The sequence below is a fragment of the Pseudomonas sp. Pseusp21 genome, from assembly GCF_059492145.1.
Window position 1 is genome coordinate 1,163,533 of the sequence record NZ_CP168520.1, and the last position, 17,435, is coordinate 1,180,967.

A 17,435-nucleotide genomic window follows, 5' to 3' on the forward strand; every position below is an offset into this window, starting at 1 on the left:
ACCTTCAGACTTCGTTAAGAAATGGCCCGGATACTCCACTCAAACCTATTGAGGGAGGCCTTCAGCCCATGCCCGATTCTGACTGGAACATCCCCCTGCCCCTGCACTTCGGCCATGCCGAAACACCACCGATGCAATTGTCCAGCTCGCTGCCGGGCGACGCTCAGCGGGCATCGTTCGAAGCGTTCATTCAACAGCGTTTTCGCAAGGCCCATGGCGCCGATATTCGTCATTTCATGCCCGAACTGTTTGGCGTGCACAACGACTCCGGCGACCTGTGCGCGGTGGCCGGCGTACGCCGCGCGCATCTTGAATCGCTGTTTCTCGAACTCTACCTGGATGAGCCGATCGAGCCGTTGATCAGCGCAGCCGCCGAGCGACCGGTGGAGCGCAGCGCGATTGTCGAAGTCGGCAACCTTGCCGCCAACGACACCGGCAGTGCGCGTCTGAGCATCATTGCCCTCACTTACCTGCTGGCCATGGGCGGTCTGGAATGGGTGACCTTCACCGGCAATATCGGCCTCGTCAACAGCTTCCATCGTCTGGGTCTGAAACCGGTGACGCTGTGCGCCGCTGACCCGGAGCGTCTGGGCGATGACCGTCACCACTGGGGCAGTTACTACGAAAGCAAACCCTGGGTGCATGTCGGCAATATCCGCGCCGGCTTTATCCATCTGCGCAACATCGGTCTGTTTAGCCGGCTGGGATTGCCGACATCCGTTGAGGGAGCCTGCCATGTCGCTTGAACGTCAACGATTTCAGGAAACCCTGCGCAGCCACGCAGGGCGCAATGACAACGCCCTGGCGTTGTGGGGCGACACGCTGAAAATCAGTTACACCACGCTGTACGCCGAGGTGATGTACCGCCAGCAGCGCTTGCGCGATGAAAACGTGAAGGTTATCGCCCTGGCGCTGGACAACGGCGTCGAAGCCATACTCTGGGATCTGGCGGCGTTGTTTGAAGGCTTGACGTGCGTGACCCTGCCGCCGTTCTTCAGTCCGGCACAACGTGCCCATTGTCTTGAACAAAGCCAGGCCGAAAGAGTGATCGCCGAACCGGAGCTGGAGCCAGAATTGCTCGCCGCCGGTTATGAACAACGCGGTGAATTCTGGTGCCGCGCTTTTGAAGGCCCGAACCGCCTGCCAGTCGGCACCGCCAAACTGACGTTCACTTCCGGCACCACCGGCACACCGAAAGGCGTGTGCCTGAGCGCCGACAGTCTGCTGCGGGTCGCTCGGGAGCTGGAAGAGGCCAGCAAACCCACAGCCCCTCAACATCACGTGGCGTTGCTGCCGCTGGCGATCCTGCTGGAAAACCTTGGCTGTTACGCGGCCCTGTACGCCGGCGCGATGCTGAGCGTGCCAAGTCAGAAAACCCTGGGCATCCAGGGCGCCAGCGGCGTCGACCTGCCGCGTTTGCTGGGCTGCCTGGCCCACCGGGCGCCCGAGAGTCTGATCCTGGTGCCGCAATTGCTTTTGCTGTTGGTCAGCGCTGCCGAACAGAAAGCCTTCGATCCGCAATCGCTGCGTTTTGCCGCCGTTGGTGGCGCACGGGTTTCCGAGGATCTGCTGCACCGCGCGCAACGAATCGGCCTGCCGGTCTACGAAGGTTACGGCCTGTCAGAGTGCGCCTCGGTGGTCTGCCTCAACCGACCCGGCGAACGTCGTCCGGGCAGTGTCGGGCGGCCCCTGCCCCATGTCGACGTGCGCCTTGCCGAAGACGGAGAGGTGTTGATCAAAGGCTCGACCTTGCTCGGTTACCTTGGCGAGCCGACGTACAGCGATGAATGGTGGCCCAGCGGCGATCTGGGCGAGTTCGACCCGGAAGGTTTTCTCTACCTCAAGGGCCGCAAGAAGCATCAGTTCGTTACCAGTTTCGGGCGCAACGTCAACCCGGAATGGGTCGAGTCCGAACTGACTCAGCGCCAGCACATCGCCCAGGCCTTTGTGTATGGCGAGGCCTTGCCGCACAACCACGCCCTGCTCTGGCCACATCGCCCTGATTGCACCGATGCACAACTGGAAGCCGCCATCGCCGCTGCCAACGAGGCCTTGCCCGATTACGCCCAGGTGCATCACTGGACACGCCTCGAACAACCTTTCACGGCCACCAACGGCCTGCTCACCGCCAACGGTCGCCCGCGCCGCGAGGCAATCGTCGCGCAGTACCGCGCCGTGCTTACCGAATCCGCCTTTTCCGAGGAATCCGCATCATGAGTTTTTTCGACACCCTGCAAGAAGCCACGCACCAGGAACGCCACGAGCTGTTCAATCTGCCGATCATCCTCGATGCGCTGCAAGGCAAGGTCAGCCTTGAAAGCTATCGCGCGTTTCTCGCCCAGGCCTACTACCACGTGCGTCACACCGTCCCCTTGATGATGGCTTGCGGCGCGCGCCTGCCAACGCACCTGGAATGGCTGCGCAAAGCCGTGTGCGAATACATCGAGGACGAATACGGTCATGAGCAATGGGTGCTCAACGACATCGAGGCCTGTGGCGGTGACCGTAACGCGGTGCGTGATGGCCAGCCGTCGCTGCCGATCGAGCTGATGGTCAGCTTTCTTTACGACCTGATCGCCCGAGGCAATCCGGTGGGTCTGTTTGGCATGGTCAACGTGCTGGAGGGCACCAGCATCGCCCTGGCCACCCATGCGGCGGGCAGCATCCGCGAACGTCTGGCCCTGCCGGAAACGGCGTTCAGCTACCTCAGCTCCCACGGTTCGCTGGACATCGAGCACATGCAAACCTATCGCCGGCTGATGAATCAGCTGGAAGATCCGGCCGACCAGGCGGCGGTGATTCATGCCTCGAAAGTCGTCTATCGTCTCTACGCCGACATGTTCCGCGGCCTGCCCCGTGACGCGGAGGTTCAACATGCAGCTGCATGAAGCCCGTGTGGTGCTGACCGGTGCCAGCGGCGGCATCGGGATAGCGATCACGCGTGCCCTGTGCGCTGCCGGTGCGCAGGTCCTGGCGGTCGCGCGGCATCAGGAATCGCTGCGCCCGTTGCTCGATCTTTACCCACAGAACCTGTGCTGGGTCGCTGCCGACCTGACATTCCTCAGCGACCGACGCAAGGTGCTGGCCACCGCCGAGGCCATCGGCGGCATCAACCTGCTGATCAACGCCGCCGGGGTCAATCATTTCGCAATGCTGGAACAGCTCGACGACAGCGACATCAACGCCATGCTGGCGGTGAACATCGGTGCACCGATCTGCCTGACCAAGCTGTTGCTGCCGCTGCTCAAGCAGGCCGACAGTGCCATGGTGGTCAACGTTGGCTCGACCTACGGGTCGATCGGCTATCCCGGTTATGCCAGTTATTGCGCCACCAAGTTTGCCTTGCGCGGATTTTCCGAGGCCTTGCGCCGAGAGTTGGCGGATACCCGGGTCGGTGTGTTGTACGTGGCGCCCCGCGCCACACGCACCGCCATGAACAGCCCCGCCGCCCAGGCATTGAACGACGCACTCAAATCCAGCGTCGACGATCCGCAAGCCGTCGCTGCCGCCGTGATCCATGCGATTGCCGGTGATCGCCGCGACCTCTATCTGGGCTGGCCGGAGCGCTTCTTCGTACGCCTCAACAGCCTGCTGCCCAATCTGGTGGATCGCGGTCTGCGCAAGCAATTGCCATTGATCCGTCGCCTGAGTGAAAAACCTGAAAACGAGACGCCGAAACCATGAAAAAACTTCTCGCCTGTGTGCTGCTGGGCGCCCTCAGTCAAAGTGTCTGGGCGCTGGACGCCGCCGATCAACAACGCCTCAGCAGCATCCAGCAGAGCTGGGCGCACATCCAGTACGAAACACCGGAAAAACAGCGCGCCGCTGCGTTTGAACAGTTGGCCGTCCAGGCAACGCACTTCGCCACCGAACGGCCGGCCGTTGCCGAGGCCTGGATCTGGAAAGGCATCGTCACCAGCAGTTGGGCCGGTGCCGAGGGCGGGCTCGGAGCCCTGGGCAAAACCAAGGACGCCAAGGCCGATCTGGAAAAATCCCTGACCCTCGACCCCAAGGCGCTGCAAGGTTCGGCCTACACCAGCCTCGCCGCGCTGTACGACCGGGTACCGGGCTGGCCGATCGGTTTTGGTGACAGCGACAAGGCTGAACAACTGCTCAAACAAGCCCTGCAACTCAACCCCGAGGGAATCGACAGTCTGTACTTCTGGGGCGATCACCTTTACCGTCAAAAACGCTACGCTGAAGCCAAAGCAGCGCTGCTCAAGGCCCTGCAAGCCGCTCCTCGCCCAGGCCGGGAAAGTGCCGATGCCGGACGCCGCAAAGAGATCGCCGCGTTGCTGGTGGACGTGAACAAGAAACTCGACTGACAGGAGTCCGTGTGCGTTTACTACTGATCGAGGATGACGTGGCCCTCGGCGAGGGCATTCATCAGGCGCTGGGGCGCGAGGGCTACACCGTCGACTGGCTCAAGGACGGCAGCAGCGCCCTGCACGCCCTGCTCAGCGAGACCTTTGACCTGGCGGTGCTCGATCTCGGCCTGCCACGCATGGACGGTCTCGAAGTGTTACGCCGTCTGCGCGCCAGCGGCTCGAACCTGCCGGTGCTGATCCTCACCGCCCGCGATGCCACAGAAGACCGCATTGCGGGGCTGGACGCCGGCGCCGACGATTACCTGATCAAGCCCTTCGACCTGGCCGAGCTCAAGGCCCGCCTGCGCGCTCTGCTGCGGCGCAGTGCCGGACGGGCGCAGATGCTGATCGAACATGCCGGCATCAGCCTCAACCCCGGCACCCAGCAAGTCAGCTATCTGGGCCAACCGGTGGTGCTCACGCCCAAGGAATATCAGTTGCTGCACGAACTGCTCTCGCCGCCGGGCCGGGTCATGACCCGCGACCACCTCACACAACTGCTTTACGGCTGGAACGAAGAAGCCGAAAGCAACACCCTGGAAGTGCACATTCATCACCTGCGCAAGAAATTCTCCACCGACCTGATCCGCACCATTCGCGGCGTGGGTTATCTGGTGGAGGAGCGCCGATGACCTCGATCCGGCGCCGCACCCTGACCCTGATCATCGGCTTGATGCTCGCCGGTCTGACTGTGCTCAGCCTGTTCAACCTGCACGACAGCAACCACGAAATCGCCGAGGTCTACGACGCGCAACTGGCGCAGAACGCACGCTTGCTGCAAGGGGTGATGCGCATGCCGTTGCCGGGGCAGGAACACGCGGATCTTTATCGGGCGTTCAACTCGGCCCTGGCTGAAGCCGTGCCCAAGGGTGACGGCCATCCCTACGAAAGAAAGCTCGCCTTTCAGGTCTGGAATGCCAAGGGCGAGGTCCTGGTGCATACCGCCAGCGCGCCCTCCTTCAGCACGCCGCCGATCCAGCCAGGCTTCAGTGATGTGGTGGATTTGAACAAGCGCCACTGGCGGGCGTTTGTCCTGGAAGACAAACAGAACGGGCTGCGCATCTGGGTGGGCGAACGTGGCGACGTGCGAGCGGATCTGGTTGACCGGATCGTCCGCCATACCCTGTGGCCGAATGTGATCGGCAGCCTGATGCTGGCGGCGATGATCTGGCTGGCCATCGGCTGGGGGCTCAAGCCCCTGGCCAATATGGCGGCGACGCTACGCGCCAGGCACAGCGGCTCCCTCGAACCGCTGCAATTGACACCCCTGCCCAGCGAGCTGGAACCGATGCAAGCCGCACTCAACCGCATGCTTGCGCAGATCCAGGAAGTGCTCGGTCGGGAACGCCGGTTCATCGCCGACGCCGCCCACGAAATGCGCACGCCGCTGGCGGTACTGCGGGTACATGCGCAAAACCTGCTGGAGGCTGGCACCGAGCAGGAACGTCGCGAGTCACTCGAATTTCTGATCGCCGGGGTGGATCGCACCAGCCGACTGGTCAATCAGTTGCTGACCATGGCCCGCCTCGAACCCAAGGCCAGTGCGCCTGCCAACCAACGCATCGACCTTGGCGACACCGTGCGCAATAGTCTGGTGCAACTCACGCCGTGGCTGCTGAGCAAGCATCTGGAATTGGCCTTTGACGTCAGCGACCAACCCTTCCCAGCGTTCGCCGATGCCGCCGCCATCGACATCGCCCTGAATAACCTCATTACCAACGCCGCCAACTTCTCTCCCGAACTTGGCGTGATCAGCGTGCAATTGACCCAGACCGACGGTTTTTACCATTTGAGCGTTGAAGATCAGGGGCCGGGTATCGATGAAGCGGACCGGGCGCGGTTGTTCGAACGGTTCTACAGCCGGGGCAATCCCGAGGGCGCGGGCCTGGGGCTGACCATCGTCAATACCATCGCAACGCGTCTGGGTGGGCGGATCACACTGGAAAACCGGGTCGAGGGAGGCCTGCGGGCGACGCTGTCGATTCCCGCCGGTTGAACAGGTCTTGGGACCGTTGAGTCAAGGCGTAACCATCGGCGGCGCCTTGCTTTGCAGTGCCATTGAGTCGGCATTGGAACCCGACACTGTCTCGGGCACCGCCACCCAAAGCAGCACCAGCGCTACCAGCGCCACGGCCGCCAAGGTCAGAAACCCGGCGCTGTAACCGGCCTCTTGAACCACGATGCCCGCCAGACTGTTGCTCAATGCCGCGCCCAGTCCGAACACTGTCGAAATCGCCCCCAGACTGACGTTGAAGTGGCCGGTCCCCAGCGTCAGGTCTTTCACCACCACCGGAAACAGCGCGCCGAAAATCCCCGCGCCGATACCATCGAGCAACTGCACCGAAACCAGCCACCACGGATCGTTCGACAGCACATACAGCACACCTCGCAACGGCAAAATTAGAAACCCCGCCAGCAGCAATGGCTTGCGCCCCCACAGATCGGCCTTCGCCCCCACCAGCAGCGCGACCGGCACCATCACCAGTTGTGCCGCGACGATGCAGGCGGACGTGAGCGGCGTGGCCATCTGCAGATTGGCCTGCGCCAGTTTCTGACTCACCAGCGGCAACATCGCCGCGTTCGCCAGATGAAACAGCGCGCAGCAGATCGCAAACATCAGCAGCGGGCGGTTGGTGAGCAACACGGAAAAGCCCGAAGGCTGCTTGCCCTGCCCCTTTGCGCTAGGCTCCAGTCCTCGGGCGAGATCGTGGTCAATGGCGTCGGCCGATACGAACGAGACGGCAATCACACTGGCCAGCGCCATGACTGCCATCAAATAAAACACCGCCACCGGGCCGAACAGGTACGCGGACAAACCGGCCAACAACGCAGCGCAAGCATTGCCCGCGTGGTTGAAGGTTTCATTGCGCCCGGTTCTTCGCGTAAACGCGCGAGGCCCGGTAATGCCAAGGGTGATCGCGCAAATGGCCGGCGCGAAAATCGAAGCGGCAGCAGCGCTGATGGCCTGCGTCAGCGCCACCAAGCTGAACGATGTCACGAACGGCAGCAACAGGCAGCTTCCGGTGACCACCAGCGCGGCAATCGCTATCAGCGCCCGTTTGAAGCGTGTGCTGTCGACCAGCGCGCCTGCCGGGGTCTGGGTGATGAGCGCGGCGATCCCGGCAATCGTCATCACCAGACCAATGCTCGCCGGCTCCCAGTGGTGAACCGCCAGCAGGTAAATCGCGAGATAAGGACCGAGCCCGTCACGCACGTCGGCGAGAAAGAAATTCAGACTGTCGAGGGACAGGTTATTGCGGCGATCGAGGTGAGTGGCCACGGGAAACGTCTTCGTTGTCGAGGTTCTGCGAAATGACTCAACCTCCGCAAATCGAATGACCTTTCGCCGGGCGTTTTAGTTGCATGAAACAGCCGTCTTTACTGGCCCATCAACAACTCGCGCTCGCCTTCGCAAAGCCCCACCACGTAATCCCAAACCACCCGCAACCGTACCGACTTGTGCAACTCGCGCCGCGTGCTGATCCAGTAACTGCGCTCGATGCTCTCATCCGGTAAAAGCGCCACCAGATCCGGATCCGACGCCGCCATGTAACAAGGAAGAACGGCAATGCCGAGACCTGAGCGCGCCGCCTGCTGCTGGGCGATCACGCTGGTGCTGTGAAATACCACTCGTGGATTGCGGCAGAAGCTGTTGAGAAACATCAGCTCCTGACTGAACAGCAGATCATCGACATAGCCGATCCACGCATGCCGGCCAAGATCCTCGCGGCTGCGCAATGGCGGCGCGTTGTCCAGGTAGGCGCGGCTGGCATAGAGCGCAAGCCGGTAATCGGTGAGTTTACGGGTGACCAGCATGTCTGCCGCCGGCCGCTCCAGGTGAATGCTGATTTCCGCCTCGCGGTTGAGGATGCTGACGAAGCGCGGCACCGCCACCAGTTCCACTTCCAGCCCAGGATAGCGTTCGAACAACCCGATCATGCGGCTGGCCAAAAACATGATGCCCAGCCCCTCCGTCACGCCAACGCGAATCTTGCCCAACGGTGCGGTGGATTGAGTGATTTCCTCCTGAGCCAGCAGCGCGACGTTCTCCATGGCTTCGGCATGCTTGAGCAGCGCCTCCCCCGCCGGGGTCATTTCGTAGCCCTGGGCGTGCTGGACGAACAACGCGGTGCCGAGGCTTTTTTCGATGGCCTCGATATGCCGGGCGACGGTGGCGTGCGTGGTGTTCAGGCGACGGGCGGCGGTGAGCAGTCGGCCGCTGCGCTGCAACTCAAGAAAGAACCGCAGGTCGTTCCAGTCGAACATGGCTTGTCCTTGTCGGCTATCGTCAGGGAGCGCTGTTTGAAAACGCACAGCGGCTGCGCAAAAACTAACATTCTTTTGACGAAAGCTAACAACTAGGATGACCGACAACAAAAACAATTAGCGAGGTCAGGGAATGCAGACTTCCCTTGATGAATTCGATTACATCGTGGTCGGCGCCGGGCCGGCCGGGTGTTTGCTGGCCAATCGGCTGTCGGCCGATCCACAGCAGCGCGTGCTGTTGCTGGAGGCTGGCGGGCGCGACAACTATCCGTGGATTCACATCCCCGTGGGTTACCTGTTCTGCATCGGCAACCCGCGCACCGACTGGTGCTTCAAGACCGAAGAACAACCGGGCCTCAACGGCCGCGCGCTGAGTTATCCGCGCGGCAAGGTGCTGGGCGGCTGTTCGTCGATCAACGGCATGATCTACATGCGCGGCCAGGCCAACGACTACGACGGCTGGGCTGCCGAGGGCAATCCGGGCTGGGCCTGGAATGACGTGCTGCCGCTGTTCAAACAGAGCGAAAACCATTTTGCCGGCGCGGCGGATTTTCATGGCGACAAGGGTGAGTGGCGAGTCGAACGCCAGCGCCTGTCGTGGCCGATTCTCGATGCCTTCCGCAGCGCTGCCGAACAGAGCGGCATCGCCAGCATCGATGACTTCAACCAGGGCGACAACGAGGGTTGCGGCTACTTTCAGGTAAATCAGAAAGCCGGGGTGCGCTGGAATGCGGCGAAGGCGTTTCTGAAGCCGATTCGCGATCGGGCCAATCTCACGGTATTGACCGAAGTCGAAGTGGATCGAGTGTTGTTCGAGGACGGTCGCGCCTCGAAAGTCAGTGCCCGTTGGCAGGGTCAACAAAAGAGCTTCAAGGCGCGCAAGGAGATCGTGTTGTGCGCCGGCTCCGTGGGCTCGCCGAGCATTCTGCAACGCTCCGGAATCGGGCCGCGCCCGCTGCTGGAAAAGCTCGGCATCGGTGTGGTGCATGAACTGCCGGGCGTCGGCGGCAACCTGCAGGATCACCTGCAACTGAGGCTTATCTACCAACTGGAAAACGCCCGCACCCTCAACCAGATCGCCGGCAGCGTGTGGGGCAAGATGGGCATGGGCCTGCGTTACCTGTACGACCGCAGCGGGCCGTTGTCGATGGCGCCGAGTCAGCTGGGCGCATTTGCCCGCTCCGGGCCGGAACAGACTTCGGCCAACCTCGAATATCACGTGCAGCCGCTGTCGCTGGAGCGTTTTGGCGAGCCGCTGCACAGCTTCCCCGCATTCACCGCGTCGGTGTGTGATTTGCGGCCGCAGAGCCGGGGCCGAATCGAAATCCGCGCCGCCGATCCGCAAACCGCGCCGCTGATCCAGCCCAACTACCTCAGCCATCCCGAAGACCTGCGCGTGGCCGCGGACGCGATTCGCCTGACCCGGCGCATCGTCAGCGCCCCCGCCCTGCAAGCCTTCAATCCGGTGGAATACCTGCCCGGCGCCAGCCTGCAAACCGAAGAACAACTGCACGAAGCGGCGGCGAAGATCGGCACGACGATTTTCCACCCGGTCGGCACTTGTCGCATGGGTAACGATGCGGAAGCGGTGGTCGATGCGCAATTGCGCGTGCACGGCGTACCGGGGCTGCGGATTGCCGATGCGTCGATCATGCCGCGCATTACCTCGGGCAACACCTGTTCGCCTACGCTGATGATTGCTGAAAAAGCGGCACAGCTGATTCTCACCCCAACCGCCCGGAGTTTTCCCGCCGAAGAAAAAGCACTGACCGCACTCTCTTGACCAAAGGAACAGCGGCGCACGCCCACAAGGTCGGCGCCGACAGTGGAAACAACAAAAACAATCACTGTGAGGGATACCGATATGTCAGAACACGTTCAGCCTCTGGACGCCGTGCGCAGCGCGGACGCCAGCCCCGATACCCGAAAGGTCATCTTCGCCTCGTCCCTGGGGACGGTGTTCGAGTGGTATGACTTCTTCCTCTACGGCGCCCTGGCGGCGGTCATCAGCAAGCAGTTTTTCGCCGGGGTCAACGACACCACGGCGTTCATCTTCGCGCTCATGGCGTTTGCCGCAGGCTTCATCGTGCGGCCGTTCGGGGCGCTGGTGTTTGGTCGGTTGGGGGACATGATCGGGCGCAAATACACCTTCCTCGCAACCATCATCCTGATGGGCGTGGCGACGTTCGCCGTGGGCCTGCTGCCGACCTACGCCAGCATCGGCATCGCCGCACCGATCATTCTGGTGATACTGCGCATGCTTCAGGGCCTTGCCCTCGGCGGCGAATACGGCGGCGCCGCGACTTACGTGGCCGAACACGCGCCGATCGGCAAGCGCGGGTTCCACACCAGCTGGATTCAATCCACCGCGACCCTTGGTCTCCTGCTGTCGCTGCTGGTGGTGCTCGGTTGCCGCTACTTCACCGGCGATCAATTCGAAGTCTGGGGCTGGCGTATTCCGTTCCTGCTGTCGATCGTGCTGCTGGGCATTTCCACCTGGATTCGCCTGAGCCTGCACGAATCGCCGGCCTATCTGAAAATGAAAGAGGAAGGCAAGGCCAGCAAGGCGCCGATCCGCGAATCCTTCGGCAAATGGGAAAACCTCAAGGTCGTGCTGATCGCCCTGTTCAGTATCAACGCCGGGCAAGCGGTGACCTTCTACGCCGCGCAGTTCTACGTGCTGTTCTTCCTCACCCAGTTCCTGAAAATGGACCCCGCGGTGGCCAACAGTCTGCTGATCATCAGCGTGGTGATCGGCGCGCCGTTCTTCATCATTTTCGGCTGGCTGTCGGACAAGGTCGGGCGCAAACCGGTGCTGATGCTTGGCTTGCTGCTGGCCACCGCGCTGTACTTCCCGATCTTCAAATCCCTGGCCCACTACGCCAACCCGGCCATCGACCACGCCAGCCGACAGGCACCAATCACCGTGGTGGCGGATCCGGCGACCTGCACCTTCCAGTTCGATCCGGTGGGCAAGGCCAAATTCGACAGCCCGTGCGACAAGGTCAAAACCTTCCTGGTCAAACAAGGCCTACCCTACTCCAGCGTCGCCGCGCCGGCGGGCAGCACGGTGCAAGTGAGCGTCGGCGATGTGAAACTCGACGGCTTCGACGAAGCCGCCCTGCGAGGCGCCATCACTCTGGCCGGCTACCCGCAACAGGCCGACATGCAGCAAATCAACAAACCGATGATCGTGGCCCTGATCGTCGGCCTGATCATCATCTCGGCCATGTGCTACGGTCCGCTCGCCGCGCTGATGGTCGAACTGTTCCCGACCCGCATCCGCTACACCTCGATGTCCCTGCCGTATCACATCGGCAACGGCTGGTTCGGCGGATTCCTGCCAACCGTGTCGTTTGCGCTGGTGGTGTACACCGGGGATATTTTTTACGGGCTGTGGTACCCGGTGCTGATTACCGGAGTGAGCCTGGTGGTGGGGATGATCTGTCTGCGTGAGACGAAGAATATCGATCTGGACAAGAACTGATTGATATTCGTGTGGCGGGGGCGCAATGCCCTCGCCACCCTGCTGGATCTCAGACCTCCGCGTCCAGCAACTCAAACTTCACCTGATCGGGATAAAACGCCACGTAATCCTTGATCTGGCTGACCGAAATCTTCGGATTTTCGTACGTCCACACCGCATTCGCCCCTTCATGCCCCGGCACTTGCAGACTGAAATAGTTGGCATCGCCCTTGTACGGGCAGTAGGTGGTGTGGTCGGTGCGGGCGAAGTATTTTTCGTCGATATCTTCGCGCGGGATGTAGTAGACGGGCGGGTAATTGGCTTCGAGCAGCACCAGCGCTCGGGCCGAGGCGGCGACCTGTATGCCGTGGAATTTTACAAGCAGGCAGCCAGGCTGCTCGGCGACGGTGATGACGGGACTGGGACCGGACGTTTTCATCGGTTTCTCCTGACGGCGGCGAAGGCACCGGTTCAGGTATAACCCATGCGGGGGAATCTCGTCGGATCCGCAGCCGAACGGTTTTTCTCCGATCAGATATGACCGCCGCTTGCGGAGGCGGCGGATTCTGGTTTCATATCACGCGCAAAACGGCCAAAACGCTCACCGACAGGAGTCATCATGCGTAAGGATTACCTGGCTTTCTTCATCTCGCTGTTCCTGTCGCGGCTGGCGGATCAGATCCTGTTGTTCATCGTGCCGCTGGTGGTGTTCCAGACCACCAACAGCGCTTCCTGGGCGGGGCTCGCATTTTTCGTCGAGTCGCTGCCGCGTTTTCTCGCGTTTCCACTGTGTGGGGCCCTGTGCGACAAGTTCTCGCCCATCAGGATTCTGCACATCAGTCAGGTCTACCGGGCGCTGCTCTGCGTGTTGGCGGTTGGGCTTTATGCCGTCTTCGGCGGTATCGCGTGGCTTGTGGTGCTGTCTGCGCTGTGCGGCGTGCTGACTACTCAGGGCATCATGGCCCGCGAAGTGCTGATGCCGCATATTTTCCAGCACTACAGCTACACCAAAACCCTTTCCTACTCGCAGATAGCCGACCAGACCGGACTGGTTCTGGGACCCTTGGTGGCGGCATTGCTGCTGGAGGTTTCGGCCTGGCACTGGGTGGTGCTGTGGGTGGCCGGGCTGTTCCTGCTGGCCGACCTGAGCATGCTGGTGTGGCAACGTTTCAGTCGTATCACCCTCGAGGTGTTTGAGCAGCATCAGGACATCTGGCTGCAGCCTCTGCGCATCGCGTTCAGGCATATCCGCGAACTGGCGGAGCTGAAAAAGATCATCACCCTGGCGATCGGGGTCAACCTGATTGTCGGGGTCACCCTGGCCACTTCGGCGGCCATGGTGCTCGGTCAATACAGCGCCGGCAAGGACGACTACGCCGTGCTGCAAGCGGCTGGCGCGGTGACCACCATCGTGATTCTGTTTTTCCTCGCCCGGGTGGTATTGCCGTTGCGCGTATTGGGTGGCGTTGCCTATTCGATGCTCGCCGCCGGCGCCTTCATCAGCGCTCTGAGCCCGAACCTGGCGGGTTATGTGCTGGGTTTTCTGTTGATCGTCGGCTTCGACAAGATGTTCAACGTTTACATGCGCAGCATTCGCCAGCGAGTGATTCCCCCTCAGGACTTCGGCAAGACCGTGGGCGTGATCACCCTGCTCAACAACTTGTCACAACCGCTCGCGGGACTGCTTGTTGCGCTGCTCGCCGCGCCTTTGGGGGCACAACGTGTGATCCTGATCCTGGCTGTGCTGGCGACGCTGCTGGGCGTTGCGGCTCTCTGGTGGTTTGCCAGAGTACGGCGTTCCTCCATGGCGTCGATTTTCGAAACCGACCGATAAAAGCTGTACACGCCCGGCAATCTTTTTATCTGTATATCCATACAGATAAAAGTTGCCCGTTCGCCCGAGTCAGGCCATCCTGTGCGCCTCTTCGGGCAATGATCGACGACGGTGGTTATGCGGCTGTACCTCTGTGAAAAACCTTCCCAGGCCAAGGACATTGCGGCCGTGCTCGGCGCAAAGCGTCGGGGCGACGGCTGCTGGCTGGGAACGGACGTCACGGTGACCTGGTGCATCGGCCACTTGCTGGAAACCGCGCCGCCGGACGCCTACGACGCCAAATACAAGCGCTGGGTGCTGGCCGACCTGCCGATCATCCCGGACAAATGGAAAATGACCGTAAAGCCGCGTACCGCCAGCCAGTACAAGGCGGTCAAGCGCCTGCTCGGCGAGGCCAGCGAACTGATCATCGCCACCGACGCCGACCGCGAGGGCGAAATGATCGCCCGGGAGCTGGTGGAGCATTGCCGCTATCGCGGGCCGATCCGCCGCTTGTGGCTGTCGGCGCTGGACGAAGCCTCGATTCGCAAGGCGCTGGCGGCGCTCAAACCGGGCGCTGAAACCTTCAGCCTGTATCATTCGGCATTGGGGCGCTCCCGGGCGGACTGGCTGATCGGGATGAACATGAGTCGCCTGTTCACCCTGCTCGGGCGGCAATCAGGCTATCAAGGTGTACTGCCGGTGGGCCGGGTGCAGACGCCGACGTTGCGGCTGGTGGTGGATCGCGACCGCAGCATTGCCGATTTCGTGCCGGTCGCGTACTGGGCCATCGACGTGCAACTGCTGCACAACGGCACGCCGTTCACGGCGCAGTGGCGTGCGCCGGGCGATGCCTGTGACGATCAGGACCGTTGTCTCAATCAGGCCCTCGCCCAGCAAGCGGCCGCCGCCATCGGCAGCGCCGCCAGCGCCCGGGTGGTCAAGCTGCGCACCGAACGCATGCGCGAAGTGGCGCCCCTGCCCTTCGACCTCGGCACCTTGCAGGAAGTCTGCTCGAAGAAGCTCGGCCTCGGTGCCCAGGAGACCCTCGACATCGCCCAGGCTCTCTACGAAACCTACAAAGTCATCACCTACCCGCGCAGCGATTGCGGCTACCTGCCCCTGAGCCAGCACAGCGAGGCGCCAGGGATTCTTGCGGCGCTGCGTCAGGCCGACCCGAGCCTCGAAGCGCTGCGCGAGCATCTGGAGCCACAGCGCCGCTCCCGCGCCTGGAACGACGCCAAGGTCAGCGCCCACCACGGCATCATTCCGACCGCTGCCGCGAAAAACCTGGAGCGTCTGACCGGCAAGCACCGCGCGGTCTACACGCTGGTTCGCGCGCGGTATCTGGCGCAGTTCCTGCCCAATCACGAATACGACCGCACCCAGGCCGATTTCGATTGCGCCGGGGAAGCCTTGCGCGCGGTCGGCAAGCAGATCATCGAGCCGGGCTGGAAACGCGCGTTGCCCGAAACGCTGGCCCCGGCCAGGGGGCGTGAAGCCCCCGCACCACAGACGCTACCGACACTGACCCAAGGCGCCGAGTGCGCCGTGGCGGACGTGAAGCTAAAGGACCTTTGGACGCAACCGCCCAAGCCCTACACCGAAGGCGACCTGATCAAGGCCATGAAGAACGTCGCCAAACTGGTGGAAGATCCGCTGCTCAAGCAGAAACTCAAGGACACCACCGGCATCGGCACCGAGGCCACCCGCGCCTCGATCATTCAAGGGTTGCTGGATCGCGGTTATCTGGTGAAGAACGGCAAGGCGCTGTCCGCCACGCCCGCCGCCTTCAGCCTGATCGACGCCGTACCGCGGGCGATTGCCGACCCCGGCACCACAGCGATCTGGGAGCAGGCGCTGGACATGGTGCAGAGCGGCGAAATGAGTCTGGAGGTATTCGTCACCAAACAGGCCGCGTGGATGAGCAAGCAAGTGACCCGCTGCGCCGGGCTGAGCCTGACCATCAGCGGCCCGCCACCTGCCGGCAAGGCCGCTGCGCCATGGAAGAACAAACGCAAGACCACTCGGCGCAAAACCACCGGAACCGGCAAACGCTCGGCGAAACCGGCGGCCAAATAGCCCGCTGCGCGCTACTGTTTCAACAGTGATGGTCAGGAGGCAGCGGCATGTCTGTCATCGAACTGCGCGTCGCCCGACGCGACGAACTGGACACCCTCGAAAACCTGATGCAGTTCTACACCTATGACTTCAGCGAGTGGCTGCCGCTGAAGCTCGGCGGGCATGGTTTCTTCCCGATCCAGTTGAAAGACGATTACTGGCGCCAGCCGGCGACGCGGCCATTCCTGATCCACGTCGACGGCGAACTGGCGGGGTTCGTGACCGTGGATGACCACCTTCTCATCGAAGGCGCCGACTACAACATCGGCTATTTATTCGTCAGCCGGCGCTGGCGTGGCCAAGGCGTCGCGCAGTTTGTCGCCTCTGCCCTCTTGAGCCACCTGCCCGGTCGATGGCAGATTTTCCATGTCGACGCAAACCTGCCTGCACAGCGGTTCTGGGCCCGGTTCATCCCCGAGCTGAGCGGCGGCGACTTTACCCGCCAGACCAAAACCGTGGACGGCTATCCCTGTACGTTCTACTGCCTGCGCAGCCTTTCTCCCGCTGTCTGAAGACCTCTTTTTTCATTCCAGAATGACTTTGTCCGACAATATGTAGTGACCAAAAATAATCACTACAAAACCGTTGACGGCATCGTTTTGCTTTTGCATGATGCAGACGTCTCCCCGATCGGGAGCACTGGCAACACGCTTGAGCAAGCTCGTCTGACCGCCGAGCTGTTTTTCCGGATACACGCTGCCCACAAGGCAGATTGAAGAAGCTGACCTGGCCTGAACGTCCAGTACAAGGACGAGAAGCGCTGGCGAAAATTCTCAAGACGCTTGTGGTCGACCCTGAAAACGTCGTCAAGGAGCCTCCCGGTTTTCGCTGCTTCTCCTCGTTGTGACGCTTTTGCGTAGCAGTTATTCAACACGACTACATGCAACAGACGCATGACCCCGTACTTCATACGGGCGACCGCTGACGTCCTGGTTTCGGTGCCAGGGATCAACTAACCGATGGGCTACCTGTATTAGCGAATCAACTTTGAAAGATCACCAGACTGGTCAAGGGGCAATATCATGAATCTGAACAATCAACCTACTATCGAAGAACTGGCTCGTATGTTCGCGGCGCAAAAAGACAGCCACGACAGCCATATTCTGTGGATCAGCAAGTCGGGTCAGGTCCATATCGACTGCCTGTCGCCCCATGCTGGTGAAGAAGAGTTCGACCGGAACAACCAGAACCTGCTGGCCCGCCTGAAGATGTACCGCCGCGGCCACGGCTATGTCGGCAAGAAAGCCGCGGCCGACAAGGACTTCATCGGTAATGTTCTGCAGACGCTGAAACAGGCGTGGGACTCGATGCAGAACAAGAACGAAGTTCGGGTGATTGATCGGTTCTGCTAAGTTAAAACTTCAATAAAACAAGGGCCTGCTTCGAAAACGAAGCAGGCTCT

At 61.7% G+C, this 17,435-nt stretch carries 17 protein-coding genes; 13 read left to right on the forward strand and 4 right to left on the reverse strand.

All coding sequences use genetic code 11. The annotated features are described in order from the left end of the window. Nucleotides 1-68: 68 nt before the first annotated feature. The 7 genes from ACEN93_RS05050 to ACEN93_RS05080 are packed head-to-tail and all read left to right on the forward strand — an operon-like array spanning nt 69 to nt 6,363. Complete coding sequence (locus ACEN93_RS05050; protein WP_495611140.1) at nt 69-746, forward strand: thermostable hemolysin; 678 nt, start codon at nt 69-71, stop codon at nt 744-746. After that, nucleotides 736-2,217 (forward strand): AMP-binding protein, encoded by a 1,482-nt coding sequence (locus ACEN93_RS05055; RefSeq protein ID WP_163975678.1) that lies wholly within the window; start codon nt 736-738, stop codon nt 2,215-2,217. Before ACEN93_RS05050 ends, ACEN93_RS05055 begins: the two co-directional genes overlap by 11 nt. Then, nucleotides 2,214-2,888 carry an iron-containing redox enzyme family protein gene (locus ACEN93_RS05060; RefSeq protein WP_414882844.1) on the forward strand — a complete coding sequence of 225 codons (675 nt, stop codon included), beginning with the start codon at nt 2,214-2,216 and terminating at the stop codon, nt 2,886-2,888. The genes ACEN93_RS05055 and ACEN93_RS05060 overlap by 4 nt, the downstream gene beginning before the upstream one ends. Beyond that, the gene (locus ACEN93_RS05065) at nt 2,875-3,684 is read left to right on the forward strand and encodes an SDR family oxidoreductase (protein WP_414882843.1); all 810 of its coding nucleotides are present in this window, start codon (nt 2,875-2,877) and stop codon (nt 3,682-3,684) included. Before ACEN93_RS05060 ends, ACEN93_RS05065 begins: the two co-directional genes overlap by 14 nt. Then, complete coding sequence (locus ACEN93_RS05070) at nt 3,681-4,325, forward strand: tetratricopeptide repeat protein (protein ID WP_495611141.1); 645 nt, start codon at nt 3,681-3,683, stop codon at nt 4,323-4,325. The genes ACEN93_RS05065 and ACEN93_RS05070 overlap by 4 nt, the downstream gene beginning before the upstream one ends. Nucleotides 4,326-4,336: 11 nt before the next feature. Then, the gene (locus tag ACEN93_RS05075) at nt 4,337-4,999 is read left to right on the forward strand and encodes a response regulator (RefSeq protein ID WP_085687674.1); all 663 of its coding nucleotides are present in this window, start codon (nt 4,337-4,339) and stop codon (nt 4,997-4,999) included. Beyond that, entirely contained in the window at nt 4,996-6,363 is a 1,368-nt protein-coding gene (locus ACEN93_RS05080; protein WP_039767076.1) for an ATP-binding protein, read from the forward strand. Before ACEN93_RS05075 ends, ACEN93_RS05080 begins: the two co-directional genes overlap by 4 nt. A 21-nt stretch (nt 6,364-6,384) precedes the next feature. Here the strand turns inward: ACEN93_RS05080 and ACEN93_RS05085 are convergent, their stop codons facing one another. Then, nucleotides 6,385-7,647 carry an MFS transporter gene (locus ACEN93_RS05085; RefSeq protein ID WP_495611142.1) on the reverse strand — a complete coding sequence of 421 codons (1,263 nt, stop codon included), beginning with the start codon at nt 7,645-7,647 and terminating at the stop codon, nt 6,385-6,387. Between the two features lie 98 nt (nt 7,648-7,745). Next, nucleotides 7,746-8,633: a LysR family transcriptional regulator gene (locus ACEN93_RS05090; RefSeq protein ID WP_039767081.1), complete on the reverse strand. Its 888-nt coding sequence runs from the start codon at nt 8,631-8,633 to the stop codon at nt 7,746-7,748. Between the two features lie 133 nt (nt 8,634-8,766). Here ACEN93_RS05090 and ACEN93_RS05095 point away from each other — a divergent pair, with 133 nt between their 5' ends. Further along, a complete protein-coding gene (locus ACEN93_RS05095) occupies nt 8,767-10,416 on the forward strand; it encodes a GMC family oxidoreductase (RefSeq protein ID WP_074688732.1) in 1,650 nt (549 codons plus the stop codon). An 81-nt stretch (nt 10,417-10,497) separates the two neighbouring features. Next, entirely contained in the window at nt 10,498-12,120 is a 1,623-nt protein-coding gene (locus ACEN93_RS05100) for an MFS transporter (protein ID WP_039767085.1), read from the forward strand. 49 nt (nt 12,121-12,169) lie between these two features. Here ACEN93_RS05100 and ACEN93_RS05105 read toward each other — a convergent pair whose 3' ends face one another. Then, complete coding sequence (locus ACEN93_RS05105) at nt 12,170-12,538, reverse strand: DUF427 domain-containing protein (protein ID WP_074688734.1); 369 nt, start codon at nt 12,536-12,538, stop codon at nt 12,170-12,172. A gap of 180 nt (nt 12,539-12,718) precedes the next feature. On the opposite strand from ACEN93_RS05105, the gene ACEN93_RS05110 reads away from it, so the two are divergent. The 3 genes from ACEN93_RS05110 to ACEN93_RS05120 all read left to right on the forward strand — a co-directional run bounded on the left by ACEN93_RS05110 (nt 12,719) and on the right by ACEN93_RS05120 (nt 16,545). After that, the gene (locus tag ACEN93_RS05110; protein ID WP_085667574.1) at nt 12,719-13,933 is read left to right on the forward strand and encodes an MFS transporter; all 1,215 of its coding nucleotides are present in this window, start codon (nt 12,719-12,721) and stop codon (nt 13,931-13,933) included. Between the two features lie 117 nt (nt 13,934-14,050). Further along, nucleotides 14,051-15,994 (forward strand): DNA topoisomerase III, encoded by a 1,944-nt coding sequence (locus ACEN93_RS05115; protein WP_495611143.1) that lies wholly within the window; start codon nt 14,051-14,053, stop codon nt 15,992-15,994. Nucleotides 15,995-16,041: 47 nt separating this feature from the next. Continuing rightward, nucleotides 16,042-16,545: a GNAT family N-acetyltransferase gene (locus ACEN93_RS05120; protein ID WP_495611144.1), complete on the forward strand. Its 504-nt coding sequence runs from the start codon at nt 16,042-16,044 to the stop codon at nt 16,543-16,545. A 12-nt stretch (nt 16,546-16,557) separates the two neighbouring features. Here ACEN93_RS05120 and ACEN93_RS05125 read toward each other — a convergent pair whose 3' ends face one another. Beyond that, nucleotides 16,558-16,728, reverse strand: coding sequence for a hypothetical protein (locus tag ACEN93_RS05125; protein WP_158248852.1), 171 nt, complete (start codon nt 16,726-16,728; stop codon nt 16,558-16,560). A gap of 327 nt (nt 16,729-17,055) precedes the next feature. Here ACEN93_RS05125 and ACEN93_RS05130 point away from each other — a divergent pair, with 327 nt between their 5' ends. Then, nucleotides 17,056-17,385 (forward strand): hypothetical protein, encoded by a 330-nt coding sequence (locus tag ACEN93_RS05130; RefSeq protein WP_047293552.1) that lies wholly within the window; start codon nt 17,056-17,058, stop codon nt 17,383-17,385. Nucleotides 17,386-17,435: the final 50 nt, after the last annotated feature.

Excerpts from the sequence above, each read along its gene's own strand:
- ACEN93_RS05050 (WP_495611140.1), top strand. The coding sequence starts at position 69 with ATGCCCGATTCTGACTGGAACATCCCCCTGCCCCTGCACTTCGGCCAT.
- ACEN93_RS05055 (WP_163975678.1), top strand. The coding sequence starts at position 736 with ATGTCGCTTGAACGTCAACGATTTCAGGAAACCCTGCGCAGCCACGCA.
- ACEN93_RS05060 (WP_414882844.1), top strand. The coding sequence starts at position 2,214 with ATGAGTTTTTTCGACACCCTGCAAGAAGCCACGCACCAGGAACGCCAC.
- ACEN93_RS05065 (WP_414882843.1), top strand. The coding sequence starts at position 2,875 with ATGCAGCTGCATGAAGCCCGTGTGGTGCTGACCGGTGCCAGCGGCGGC.
- ACEN93_RS05070 (WP_495611141.1), top strand. The coding sequence starts at position 3,681 with ATGAAAAAACTTCTCGCCTGTGTGCTGCTGGGCGCCCTCAGTCAAAGT.
- ACEN93_RS05080 (WP_039767076.1), top strand. The coding sequence starts at position 4,996 with ATGACCTCGATCCGGCGCCGCACCCTGACCCTGATCATCGGCTTGATG.
- ACEN93_RS05090 (WP_039767081.1), bottom strand. The coding sequence starts at position 8,633 with ATGTTCGACTGGAACGACCTGCGGTTCTTTCTTGAGTTGCAGCGCAGC.
- ACEN93_RS05095 (WP_074688732.1), top strand. The coding sequence starts at position 8,767 with ATGCAGACTTCCCTTGATGAATTCGATTACATCGTGGTCGGCGCCGGG.
- ACEN93_RS05100 (WP_039767085.1), top strand. The coding sequence starts at position 10,498 with ATGTCAGAACACGTTCAGCCTCTGGACGCCGTGCGCAGCGCGGACGCC.
- ACEN93_RS05105 (WP_074688734.1), bottom strand. The coding sequence starts at position 12,538 with ATGAAAACGTCCGGTCCCAGTCCCGTCATCACCGTCGCCGAGCAGCCT.
- ACEN93_RS05110 (WP_085667574.1), top strand. The coding sequence starts at position 12,719 with ATGCGTAAGGATTACCTGGCTTTCTTCATCTCGCTGTTCCTGTCGCGG.
- ACEN93_RS05115 (WP_495611143.1), top strand. The coding sequence starts at position 14,051 with ATGCGGCTGTACCTCTGTGAAAAACCTTCCCAGGCCAAGGACATTGCG.
- ACEN93_RS05120 (WP_495611144.1), top strand. The coding sequence starts at position 16,042 with ATGTCTGTCATCGAACTGCGCGTCGCCCGACGCGACGAACTGGACACC.
- ACEN93_RS05130 (WP_047293552.1), top strand. The coding sequence starts at position 17,056 with ATGAATCTGAACAATCAACCTACTATCGAAGAACTGGCTCGTATGTTC.